We start from the raw sequence: 11181 nt of genomic DNA on the forward strand, positions 1-11181 counted from the left end.
GAGGAACGCGATGCCGGAATCGAGCTCCTGGCTGAACGAGACGGCCACCGCGACCGCCGAGGGCGGCCACGTACGCACCGACGACGGGAGCCTCTCCACGGCCCTGGCGTCCCCGCTGGCGCCACACTGCTCGGGGCTGACCCCGGAGCAGCTGCTCGCCGCCGCCTTCGCGTCCTGCCTGCACCATGCGGCGGTGGAGGCGGCGGGCGAGATCACCGACGAGGCGCACACCGTGCAGGTACGCGCGGAGGCGAAGCTCGGACGCGACGACGACGGCCGGTACCGGGCCGACGTGCACGCCTCCATCTCCTCGGCGGGACTGAGCCGGCAGCAGCTCGCCGAGCTGGTGGAGCACGCCGACCGCCTGTGGCCCTTCTCCAGCGGCGACGGCAGCCGGCACCGGCTCACGGTGACCCCGGCGGAGAACGGCCGGCACTGACCGGCGCGCACGGCGGGACGACGTCGGAGGAGTCACGGCGCCGGCCCGGACGGCAGCGGCTCCGCCGCGCGGGGTCGTGCGAGGGCGCGCGGGTCGCGCGAGGGCACGCGGGGGTCCCCCCGGGGACGACCCGCGCTCGTCCGGGTGGGCTGAGTCGACCTCCACCGTTCGGTGGAGGCCCGGCCGGGCCAGGGCGCTCTCACCCATGATCGACTCTTGACCCGATTAGCGACCCCGTATCGGATATGTGCGGAAGATCAGACAAAGGCGGATAGTGGCGTTACTGCTCCGCCGGGCGTAATCGTCCCGCAGATCGGCGCAAATTGTGGCGCATGCCACCAAGCAGGCCGATGGCAAGGCGCGCTCGCCTTTCTAGCCTCGGCGGGTGCACCCCGACGCCCCCATCGACAAGACGCCGACCCAGGATCGACCGTCCGCCCGTACGGATGATCCCTCCTCGACCGAACGGACGATCGGCCGGCATCGCGCCGCGCAGCGGCAGCGGCGCGGCGGCCGTGCCCTGCTCGCCTCGACCCCCGTGCGGGTCGCCCTCGCCACCGGTGTGACCTGCTGCCTCGGCGTGGCCGCGTTCGCCGGCACGCGCGAGGACGCCGACGCCACCCGGGAACCCGTGGCCGAGGCCCTGGCCGAGCGGGCCGTCGACGACGAGCGCGCCTCGCGGTCCCTGGACCGGGCCGTCTCCCCCTCGCCCACGCTCAGCCCCAGCCCGACCCCGAAGCCGACCCCCTCGGCCACCCGCAAGGCCCCGCGCAAGCCGGCCCCGCCGCCCCGGCCGCGCCCGGTCGCCGGGCTCACCCAGGCGCAGATGGACAACGCCAAGACCATCGTCGACGTGGGCGTCGAGCTGAAGATGCCCCGCCGCGCACTGGTCGTCGCCGTGGCGACCGCGATGCAGGAGAGCCGGCTCTACAACCTCGCCAGCGACGTGCTCCCGGAGTCCAGCCGGTACCCGCACCAGGGCAGCGGCGCCGACCACGACTCGGTGGGCCTGTTCCAGCAGCGCCCGAGCAGCGGCTGGGGCACGGTACGCGAGCTGATGCGTCCGACGTACGCCGCGCAGGCCTTCTACGAGGCGCTGCGGGACGTGCCGGGCTGGCAGCAGATGAGCGTTGCCGGTGCCGCCCAGGCCGTGCAGGTCTCGGCCTTTCCCGACGCGTACGCCCAGCACGAGGAGCTGGCCACCACGGTGGTCGCGGCGCTGACCTGACGGCTCCGCGAGGACCATGCGCGGGCCGGACGGCTCCGCGAGGACCATGCGCGGGCCGGACGGGCGCGCAGGGTCAGCGCATCCCGGCGCGGCCGCCCGGCGGCTCGCTGGGGGCGTCCGCGCCGTTACGGTCCGCGATCCGGGTCGCCGGCACGCCGGCTGCGGCGGTCGGCGTCTCGGCGGGGACCGGTTCGACGGTCAGCCCGTCGAGGATCCGGTCGACCCGGGCCTCGCGCCGGCGCCGGGCGAGCAGCGCCTCCTCGAACTCCCGGCGGGCCTGCACCGCCTCGGCGTAGACGCGCTCGCGCACCTGGCGGGCCTCCTCCCGGGCCGCGTCGAGCTCGACCCGAGCCCGGGCCAACAGGTCCACCGCCTCGCGATCGGCGTCGTACGCGCCGCGCGGGGCCCGGTCGGCGTCACCCAGGTCCAGCCGCTGGAGCAGCCCGCTCAGCGCCGTCGCCTCGTCGCGGATCTCGTCCCACTCCCGCCCGGCCCTCGCGGCGCCCTCCGCGCGGGCGGCGAGCCGGGCCAGCCGGATGCCGATCTCGTCGAGGCAGGAGTCGACCTGCCGCTGGTCGTAGCCGTTCTCAACGACGGAGAACCTCATGCTGTCGCCCCCCCAGGCAGCTGGTGTTTCCTTCCCCACCCTGGATCCTCGGCGCTGGGGGCGGCGCCGGAGGGGGTTCGGGAAAAATGTTCACCATGCGGACACCCCGAAGGGCCGGGCGAACCGTGCAAGGGCCGGCGGGAACGGCCGCCCGGGTTCACCCAGGCGGCTCGGGAACGCTCGGGCGCCTCAGGAGCGCTTCGGAAGCACGACCACCCGGCCGAAGAACTCGTCGATCCGGCGCACCACGTCGTTGAAGTCGTCCAGGTCGATCGGCTTGGTCACGTAGGCGTTGGCCTGGAGCGTGTAGCTGCCCACGATGTCCGTGTCGGCGTTGGAGGTGGTCAGCACGACGATCGGGATCGTACGCAGGTCCTCGTCGCCCTTGACCTCGCCGAGCACCTGCCGCCCGTCCATCCGGGGCATGTTCAGGTCGAGCAGGATGACGTCCGGCCGCCGGGCGTCGGGGTGCCGTCCCTCGCGGCGCAGGAACTCCATCGCCTCCTGGCCGTCGCTCACGACGTCGATGACCTTGTCGACGTCGGAGTCCGCGAGTGCCTCCTCGATCATCAGAACGTCACCCGGGTCGTCGTCCACCACCAGGATGCGAACCGGACTCGGGGCGTCTACACCCATCACTACCTGCTTCGTGTCGGTGGAACGGAGAACCGCGGGGCGCTCTGCGCCGGCGGAAATCTAGCCCATCAGCCGGCGGAGCGCGTCGTCGGGTCCGCCCTGCCGGGGTCGTACCGCAGCACCTCCGCCAGCCCGGTCACCTGGAGCACGCGGTCGACCCGGCCGGTGGCACCCGTCAGCCGCAGCCACCCGCCGTCGGCGGCGACCCGGTTGTCGCCCCGGACGAAGGCGGCGATGCCGGTGGAGTCGCAGAAGGTCAGCTCGGTGAGGTCCACCAGCAGGCGCCGCTCGCCGGCGCCGATCAGCCGGTCGATGGCGGCGTTGAGCTCGGGCGCGGTGCTCAGGTCGAGCTCGCCGGCCAGCCGCAGGCATGTCGCCCCGCCGTCGCGGTCGGCGCACGTGACGGTGAACGTCACCCCTGGTCCCCCTCGCTCCACCGCAGGCGGATGCTTGCAGTGAGGCAAGTATAAGCAGGGGTGCCGGCGGCGACCGCACCGGCGCTCAGCGCACCCCGGCGCCGCCGAGCCTGGCCAGGGACGACCCGGCCGCCCCGAGGAAGCGCGCGGCCCGGGGGAAGTCGCGCAGGACCCGGCCGTAGTGTTCCAGAGTCGACCCCAGCGTGGGAGCCGGCACACCGCGGCTGGTGAGGATCTCCACCAGCCAGTCGACGAACTCGGTGAACAACGTGGCGTCGTCGACGTAGAGCGCGGCGGCCAGGAAGTCCACGATGTAGCCGAGGTCGCTGACCGTCGAGTCCATCTGGCTGGGCGTGTAGTCGCGCGTCCCCGGGTCGCGTTCCCGCAGTTCCGCCAGCGCCCCGTCGATCAGCTCGCCGCGCCGCTTGAGCAGGCTGGTGTACTCGTCGTCGGCCAGGTGGCTCAGCTCCGCCGGCGGGACGCGGCGCAGCGTGCGCTCGTCGGCGATCAGGTCGGCCGCGCTCGGGGCACCGGGTGCCCAGGCGACGCCGAGCTTGCGGGCCCAGCGCCCGTCCGCGCCGAAGCCCCGGCCCCCCACCACCACGGGGACGTCCACGCGGCGGCACGCCTCGATCATGCGGTGCGCGTGCGGCAGCCGCATCGGCAGCGCGCAGGCGAGCGCGACCGCGTGGGCGTCGTGCCGGTGCAGGTAGGACACCAGGTGCGGAGCGGGAACGCTCGCGCCCAGGAAGGTGACCTGCCAGCCCCGCAGGCGCAGCACCTCGGCGACCAGCCGGGGCGGCAGGGCGTGCCACTCGCCGTCCATGCAGGCCACCACGACCCGCCCGCGCGTCGGGCGCGGGTTCGCGTACGCCGCGACCGCCGCCACCACCCGCTCGCTGATGTGCGTCGCGGCGTGCTCCTGGGCGACGCTCCACTCGTTGCGCGCCCACCGCTCCCCCACCTCGGCCTGTGCCGGGGCGACCAGGTCGAGCAGGACCCGCTCGGCGGGCACGCCCGCCTCGAGCAGACCGACGGCCACCTCGATGGCGGCGTACTCGTCGGCCTCCTGGAGGCCGTCCAGGTATGCCGGCCAGGCGCCGGCCGGGAGGATCCCGGCGGTCGGGGCGGCGGTCACGAGTGGATCCCCCTCAGCTCGACGGTTCCGGTCGCGTCGGGCACCGCGTGCAGGTGCCGGGGCGTACGCTCACCCGGGCCGGTCGCGCGCAGCGCCAGCACGGCGATGTCGTCGTGGTCGCCGTGGGCCAGCCAGTCGCAGGTCACCTGCTCGACGCGTTCGGCCAGGGCGGGGGCGGGCATCCGCTGGCAGCCGCCCACCGCGTGGATCAGCCGTTCCGTGCCGAACTGCTCGTTGCCGCGGCGGCCACCGCGCGCCTCGGTCACCCCGTCGCTGTAGAGCAGGCAGGTCTCCCCCGGCTCCAGCCGGACGGTGACCTCGCCGATGCGGGGATCGGGGACCACGCCGACCAGCATGCCCGACAGCGGGACCGGCTCGACCTCGCCGGAGTTACGCAGCACCAGCGGCGGCAGGTGCCCGCCGCCGGCCATGGTCAGGGTGAGCCCACCCTCGCGGTGCGGGCGGACCACGCCCAGCACCATCGTCGCGAACCGCCCCTGGCCCTGTGCCTGGCTGGTCTCCAGCAGCGCGTCGTTGAGCAGCTTGAGCAGCCGCCCCGGCTGCGACTCGACCCGGTGCAACGCCTGGAGGCACTGTCGGAGCTGGCCGGTGAAGACCGCCGCCTCGACGCCCTTGCCCGAGACGTCGCCGAGGAAGAACACCGAGCCGCCGTCGGCCAGCCGGTGCGAGCCGTAGAAGTCGCCGCCGATGCGTAGGCCCGCCTGGGCCGGCCGGTAGGCGGTGCCCCACTGCACCCCGGTCGCCTCCGCCGGCTCCACGGGCACCAGGCTCGCCTGGAGCGTGTCGGCGACCTCGGCCTGGTCGCGGTAGAGCAGCGCCGTGGTCAGCGCCGCCCCGGCCCGGGCCGCGAAGGCGCGGACCAGGTCCACGTCGGCCTCGTCGTACCAGCGGTCGAGGCGCCGCGCGACCAGCAGCACACCCGCCGGGGCGTCGCGACCGGGCAGCGGCACCACCCGCGCGCAGGACTGCGCCGCGGTCAGCCCCGGCAGCCAGCCGGCCTCCACGGCCTGCTCCACCAGCCAGTCGAGGGTGTGCGGTTCCGCGCCGTCCAGGCCCTCGGTGATCGCCGCCGGCAGGTCGACGACGGGCAGGACACCGCTGTCGACCATCGGGGCGTCGTCGTCGGTGCGGGCGGCCCGCCACCAGCGTGCCCGCCCGGAACGGGGTGCCAGCACCAGCACCGCCACCTCCGCCAGCGTCGGCACGGCCAGCCGAACGACCGCCGCGGCCGCCCGGTCCGGGTGCAGCGGGTTGCCGAGCTTCTCGCCGACGACCGCCAGGAAGGCCGAGCGGGCCCGCTCGGCGAGCAGCGCGTCGGCGCGGGTGACGCTCTCGGTGACGTCCTCGACGTACCAGCAGCAGCGGGCGGCCGACAGCGGCACCTGGCGCGCGCGCAGCCGGCGGCCGTGGTGGCTGAACTCGGCGTCGTCGGCCAGCCCCGCGATGCCGGCCGCCGCGAGCAGCTCACCGGGGGCAACCTCGGGCAGCAGCCGCTCGGCCACCGGGCTGACGTGCCGGACGACGCCCTGTGCGTCACAGACGACGAGGCCCTCGCGGAAGTGTTCGACGATCTCGGACCAGTCGGGTGCCGCGTGCTCCCGGTCGGCCGCGAGCGCGGGCAGTGCGGATGCCGGGCGTGCCGGGGCGTCGGCTCTCCACGCCGTGGCCCGTGCGGCACCCGGTGCGGAGATCCGTCCGTCGCCGGGATCTGAGTCCCGGACGTCGGCAGCAGTCACCAGCTGAGCCCCACTCCTCGTCGACACCCGTACCACCGTGAGGCGGCGCATGTGGTCAAATCTCTGCACCCACCCTACGCCCGTGGGCTGCGAGCGCCACCCGACGCCCGTCGCGTGGGCGGCGTGCGCGTGCCGGGCGGGACCTGCCGGGGATTGTTACGATCCCCTCACCCTCTGCCCCTCGCAGCCTGCGGAAAGGCGTGATCGTGCTGTCCCGTCGGAGCCAAACCGAGGCGACTCCGTTGAGCATGACCGTCGACCGGTCGGATCCGGCCACCGCCCTCATCCGGGTCGGGGGCGACCTCGCCTACACCACCGCCGGGCCGCTGCGCGCCGAGGTCGACCGGGTGATCGCGGACGCTCCGGCGACCCTCGTCCTCGACTTCTCCGACCTGATCTTCATCGACAGCACCGGCCTCGGGGTGATCGTGCACGCGTGGCGCGAGGGGCAGCAGTGCGGCACCGCCCTGCGGCTGTGCGCCGTGCCCCGGTTCCTGGAGACGATCCTGGACATGACCGGCGTCACGGGCCTGCTCGACCGGCCGCTCGGCGAAGGCCCGACGGCCCCGACGAAGGGCACCGCCGGCACCGCCTGACGCGACCCACCGGCCCCCGGCTTTGCGCGCGGGCCCTTGGCTGGGACCATGGGGACATGCCCGCCCAGCTGTTGACCATCGAGGTGACCCGGCTCGACGCCGGGCGTGCCCGGCTCCGGCTGTCCGGTGAGCTGGACTTCGACACCGCCCCGGAACTCGTCGCCGCCGCCGCGGACCTGCGCCGCGAGGGCTACCAGGAGCTTCTGTTCGACCTGAGCGCGGTCAGCCTGTGCGACTCGTCCGGGCTCAGCGCGTTCCTGACCGCCCATCGCGGCGGCACGGGCGCCATCCGGCTCCGCGGGGTGGGTCCCCAGCTCCAGCAGCTGCTCGACCGCACCGGCCTGACCGAGCTGCTCGCCGTCGAAGGCGTCACCGACGTCCGCCGGGCGGGCTGAGGCCGGGGCCTCCCGCCTAGGGGTGGCCCCCGACCCTGGGACCAGGGGCCGGGGGCCGGAGTGAGGATCAGGGTGTGGTGAGCGGTTGCAGCCGGGGCCCGGTCGTCCGCAGCTGTCGCGTCGACGGCGGCTCGGCGTCCTCCGGTGGGCCGGAATCGGGAGTCTGGAAGAGATAGCGGACGAACACCCCACCCGCCTCGTTGTCGTCCGCTCCGGGCCACTGCCCGATGCAGTCCACCCCGACCACCTCGCGGCCCGAGCCGTCGCCCTCCTCCAACAGCGCCCACAGGCTCACCGGGTAGCAGCGGGTGTCCTCGGGCGAGAGGCGCCAGCGGGCGTACCAGCCGGGTCGGGCGGGAACGATCTCGACGATCCTCTTCATCACGACCTGTCCTTCCGCGTTCTCGGAAGTTCTCCGGTCCGCTGCGATCGTCGGATCCCGTCGGGTGAGCACCCCTCACCCCCGCCGGATGAACCTCCGTCGAGGCGTCCCCGGCCCGACAGGCGGCGTCCGTTTCGGTGCCGGCGACGACGGGAAGGCGTCGGGCGGAAGCGAGGGAACACCAGCGGAAGCGAGGTGTCACCATGCGCAAGCAGATGGAGGGCGACAACCAGCGCCGCCGCGCGCTGGCCCGCCAGGCCCGCGAGCGCGGCATGCAGGCCAGCGAGACCGGCGCCAGCCTGAGCGCCTCCAAGCAGCTGTCCCACCTGGACCAGGGCAAGCGTGCCGGCCCGTCGCCGGCCGGCAGCCGCCACAAGCCGGACAGCACGCGGGGCGGGCCGGCCCCGCCACCGGCGGGCGTGCCGGAGTCCCCCCGCCCGCTGCCCGAGCGGGGGCCGGGCCCGCCGGACGGGACCGCGCTGGGCTACCACGCGCTGGTCGACGACGTCGTCCGCCGTACCGGGGCCGACTTCCGCACCGCCAAGGTGGGGGTCGAGTCGACCGTGCTGGTCCTCGCGTTCGCCCTCGGCGAGGCGGAGCGGCAGCGGCTGCTGGCGGCCGTGCCGAGCAAGCTGCACGACGTCGTGCCGGTGGACGGCATCCGGCGCCGGCAGGACCTGGCCGGCTTCCTGGCCGAGGTGGGCCGGATCAGCGGCCGCACGCCGGAACAGGCCCGCTACCAGGCCGAGGCGACCGTGGCGGCGCTGGCCGACCACGACGGCGACCTGATCGAGTCGCTGCACGTGCCCGACGGCCTGCGTGACCTGCTGGAGCCGCCGTCCGTCGGCGGCGGGGTGGTTGGCGCAGTCGGTGCGACGCCCCCGCTGAGCGAGGTGGAGCTGCGCGAGGCGCTCGACGGGCTGCCGTACTGGTCCGGCGACGGCGACGCGCTGACCCGGACGGTGGAGCTGCCGGCGGACAACCTGGACCGGGTGCTGGACCGGATCGACCGGCTGCGGCAGGAGACCGGTCGCGGCCCGCGGATCGGCCGCCCGGACCCGGGCACCGCCGTGCTGACCGTACGGTCCCGGCAGGCCGACGCCGTGACCGCGATGGACGTCGACCTCGCCCACGCCGTGGACGACGCGATCGACGAGGCGGGCGCCGGCATGGCGTCCGGCTGACCGGGGCGCGGGCCGGCGGACGCCAACCCGCCGGCTCGCCCTGGCTCGGCTAGCCTGCCGGGATGGAGCCCTCCGACGCGCCCCGCCTGGAGCTGGTCGTCGACCCGGCGCGCCCCACCGGGCGTACGCTCCTCGCCGCCGGCGTCGAGCAGTCCTACGTCGACGTGTCCGACCCCCGCCACCTGCACTTCGAGTACGTACGGCGGATGGCCGCCGTGGTCGACCTGGCGGCCCCGCCCGGCCGTCCGTTGGACGTGCTGCACCTCGGTGGCGGCGCGCTGACCCTGCCCCGCTACGTGGCCGCCACCCGGCCCGGCTCGGCGCAACTGGTCGTGGAGCGCGATCCGGCCGTGGTCGACCTGGTGGCGCGGGAGCTGCCGGCGTCGCCGGCCGGCGTCGACGTACGGGTGGCCGACGCCCGGGATGCGCTGCGGGGGGCGCCCGCTGCCGGCTACGACCTGGTGCTGGCCGACATCTACCGGGCGGCGCGGATGCCCGCCCACGTACGCAGCGTCGAGTTCGTCACCGAGGTGGCCCGGACGCTGCGTCCCGACGGCGTGCTGGTGGTCAACGTGACCGACCTGCCGCCGCTGGTCCTCGCCCGGGTCCACGCGGCCACCCTGCGGGCCGTCCTCGCCGACGTCTGCCTGGTCGCCGATCGCCGGATGCTGCGCGGGCGGCGCTACGGCAACGTGGTCCTCGCCGCCGCGGCGCTGCCCGGGCGGCTGCCGGTGGCCCGGCTGTCCGCCCGGGTCGCCCGGGATCCGGTGCCCGGCGGGGCGCTGCACGGGGCGGCCCTGGACGCGTTCGTCGCGGGCGCCCGCCCCGCCACCGACGCCGCCCTCGCCGCGCGCTGAAGCCCTCCCGACCCGCCGTCGCCGCGCGCTGAGGCCGCCGGCCCGACCGCGCTCACCGCGCGCTGAAGCCCCGGCCCGCCGCGCTCATCGCCGGGGAGCGTCGGTCCCGGCCTGCGCGACGGCCCCGCCGGCCGCCCGTGCGCTGCCCGCGCCGCAGCCGGCGGCGCGACGAGCGCCACGGCCTGGCCGGACGACCCCGGCCGGTGCGGTCAGCGCGCCCGGACGGCCACCTCCGGCGAGGAGCTCTCCAGCGGTACGGCGTTGGCCGGCACCAGGCCGAGCTGCACGGCCGGACGCGGCAGGGCGGCGTCGAGCATCCAGTCCGCGCCCACCCGGACGCGGTTGCCCGGCATCGCCAGCAGGTGGTAGCCGCGGGTGACCGCCTTGGCGGGCAGCCCGGACAGCGACACCTTCAGCGGGTTCGCCGCGGCGTCCTTGCCGCCCAGGTCGACCACCCAGCCCAGGTCGTGGTGCTTGTACGGCCTACGCCGCCCCTGCCCGTAGGAGGCGGCGATGTTGTGCGCGGCCAGTTTGCCCTGCCGCTGCGCGTGCTGCGCCGTCATGGCGCAGATCTGTCCGGGCCGGGCCAGGTCCGGCACGGCGGCGGCGTCGCCGCACGCGTACACCTCGGGGAAGCCGGGGACGTTGAGGTACTCGTCGACGACGAGGCGGCCCCGCTCGGTGCGCAGTCCCAGCTCGGCGACGAACGGGTCGGGGCGCACGCCGACGCACCAGACCAGGGTGCAGGTGGGCACGTAGTCGCCGTCGGTGAGCGTGACCCCGTCGGCGGTGGCCACGGCGACCGAGGTGCCCATCCGCACGTCCACGCCCCGGCGGCGCAGCACCCGGTCGGCGGTGTCCGACATCCGCTTGTCCAGCTCGGGCAGCACCCGGGGCGCGACGTCGAGCAGCATCCACTTCGGGCGGATCTTGAGGCGGGGACGCTGGGAGACCAGTTCGTCGGTGAAGAGCTGGCCGTGCGCGGCCACCTCGGTTCCGGTGTAGCCGGCGCCGACGACCACGAAGGTGGCGCGCGCCCGTTGCTCGGCCGGGTCCTCGGTCTGCTCGGCCAGCTCGATCTGCCGGATGACGTGGTCGTGCAGGTAGAGGGCCTCGGGCAGGCCGCGGAAGCCATGGGCGTACTCGGTCACGCCGGGGATCGGCAACAGCTTGTTGACGCTACCGACGGCCAGCACCAGCCGGTCGTACGCGATCCGGTTGCGGTCGCCCTCCGGCTGCGTGAAGCCGACCCAGCGGTTCTGCAGGTCGACGTGGTCGGCCTCGCCGATCAGCACCCGCACCCCGTCGAGCGTCCCGGTCAGCGGCACGGAGATCCGCCGGGGTTCCACCACGCCGGCGGCCACCTCGGGCAGCAGCGGCAGGTAGAGGAAGTAGTCGGTGGAGTTCAGCAGCACGATCTCGGCCCGGCCCCGGGCCAGCCGGCTCAACGTCTTCGCCGCGTGGTAACCGGCGAACCCGGCCCCCACGATCACCACACGAGGTTTCGTCATTGCGGCCCCGTTCCCACCCGGCAGCGGGACAAACG

General features: G+C 75.1%; 13 protein-coding genes. 6 read left to right on the plus strand and 7 right to left on the minus strand.

All coding sequences use genetic code 11. The features are described from left to right. Window positions 1-10: 10 nt before the first annotated feature. Window positions 11-439 (plus strand): OsmC family protein, encoded by a 429-nt coding sequence (locus GA0070610_RS15465; RefSeq protein ID WP_089000686.1) that lies wholly within the window; start codon window positions 11-13, stop codon window positions 437-439. 385 nt (window positions 440-824) lie between these two features. Further along, entirely contained in the window at window positions 825-1667 is an 843-nt protein-coding gene (locus GA0070610_RS15470; RefSeq protein ID WP_172896536.1) for a hypothetical protein, read from the plus strand. Window positions 1668-1740: 73 nt separating this feature from the next. Here the strand turns inward: GA0070610_RS15470 and GA0070610_RS15475 are convergent, their stop codons facing one another. From GA0070610_RS15475 to GA0070610_RS15495, 5 genes are all read right to left on the minus strand, one after another. Beyond that, the gene (locus GA0070610_RS15475) at window positions 1741-2274 is read right to left on the minus strand and encodes an ATPase (protein WP_089000687.1); all 534 of its coding nucleotides are present in this window, start codon (window positions 2272-2274) and stop codon (window positions 1741-1743) included. Between the two features lie 189 nt (window positions 2275-2463). Then, the gene (locus tag GA0070610_RS15480; protein ID WP_089000688.1) at window positions 2464-2910 is read right to left on the minus strand and encodes a response regulator; all 447 of its coding nucleotides are present in this window, start codon (window positions 2908-2910) and stop codon (window positions 2464-2466) included. Window positions 2911-2978: 68 nt separating this feature from the next. Beyond that, a complete protein-coding gene (locus tag GA0070610_RS15485; RefSeq protein WP_089000689.1) occupies window positions 2979-3326 on the minus strand; it encodes an STAS domain-containing protein in 348 nt (115 codons plus the stop codon). Window positions 3327-3411: 85 nt separating this feature from the next. Next, window positions 3412-4464: a cobalamin B12-binding domain-containing protein gene (locus tag GA0070610_RS15490; RefSeq protein ID WP_172896537.1), complete on the minus strand. Its 1053-nt coding sequence runs from the start codon at window positions 4462-4464 to the stop codon at window positions 3412-3414. After that, window positions 4461-6221 (minus strand): PP2C family protein-serine/threonine phosphatase, encoded by a 1761-nt coding sequence (locus GA0070610_RS15495; protein WP_089000690.1) that lies wholly within the window; start codon window positions 6219-6221, stop codon window positions 4461-4463. The genes GA0070610_RS15490 and GA0070610_RS15495 overlap by 4 nt, the downstream gene beginning before the upstream one ends. 248 nt (window positions 6222-6469) lie before the next feature. Here GA0070610_RS15495 and GA0070610_RS15500 point away from each other — a divergent pair, with 248 nt between their 5' ends. Both GA0070610_RS15500 and GA0070610_RS15505 read left to right on the plus strand, forming a co-directional pair. Further along, entirely contained in the window at window positions 6470-6817 is a 348-nt protein-coding gene (locus GA0070610_RS15500; protein WP_089000691.1) for an STAS domain-containing protein, read from the plus strand. 56 nt (window positions 6818-6873) lie between these two features. After that, the gene (locus GA0070610_RS15505; RefSeq protein WP_089000692.1) at window positions 6874-7212 is read left to right on the plus strand and encodes an STAS domain-containing protein; all 339 of its coding nucleotides are present in this window, start codon (window positions 6874-6876) and stop codon (window positions 7210-7212) included. Window positions 7213-7279: 67 nt separating this feature from the next. Here GA0070610_RS15505 and GA0070610_RS15510 read toward each other — a convergent pair whose 3' ends face one another. Beyond that, the gene (locus GA0070610_RS15510) at window positions 7280-7594 is read right to left on the minus strand and encodes a hypothetical protein (RefSeq protein ID WP_089000693.1); all 315 of its coding nucleotides are present in this window, start codon (window positions 7592-7594) and stop codon (window positions 7280-7282) included. A gap of 203 nt (window positions 7595-7797) precedes the next feature. Between GA0070610_RS15510 and GA0070610_RS15515 the strand changes: the two genes are divergently transcribed. After that, window positions 7798-8778 carry a DUF2267 domain-containing protein gene (locus GA0070610_RS15515; RefSeq protein ID WP_089000694.1) on the plus strand — a complete coding sequence of 327 codons (981 nt, stop codon included), beginning with the start codon at window positions 7798-7800 and terminating at the stop codon, window positions 8776-8778. A 62-nt stretch (window positions 8779-8840) separates the two neighbouring features. Then, the gene (locus GA0070610_RS15520; RefSeq protein WP_089000695.1) at window positions 8841-9635 is read left to right on the plus strand and encodes a spermidine synthase; all 795 of its coding nucleotides are present in this window, start codon (window positions 8841-8843) and stop codon (window positions 9633-9635) included. A gap of 209 nt (window positions 9636-9844) precedes the next feature. On the opposite strand, the gene GA0070610_RS15525 is transcribed toward GA0070610_RS15520, so the two are convergent. Next, window positions 9845-11146 (minus strand): NAD(P)/FAD-dependent oxidoreductase, encoded by a 1302-nt coding sequence (locus GA0070610_RS15525; RefSeq protein WP_089000696.1) that lies wholly within the window; start codon window positions 11144-11146, stop codon window positions 9845-9847. Between the last annotated feature and the right edge of the window lie 35 nt (window positions 11147-11181).

The sequence above is a fragment of the Micromonospora echinofusca genome, assembly GCF_900091445.1.
Classification (GTDB): Bacteria; Actinomycetota; Actinomycetes; order Mycobacteriales; family Micromonosporaceae; genus Micromonospora; species Micromonospora echinofusca.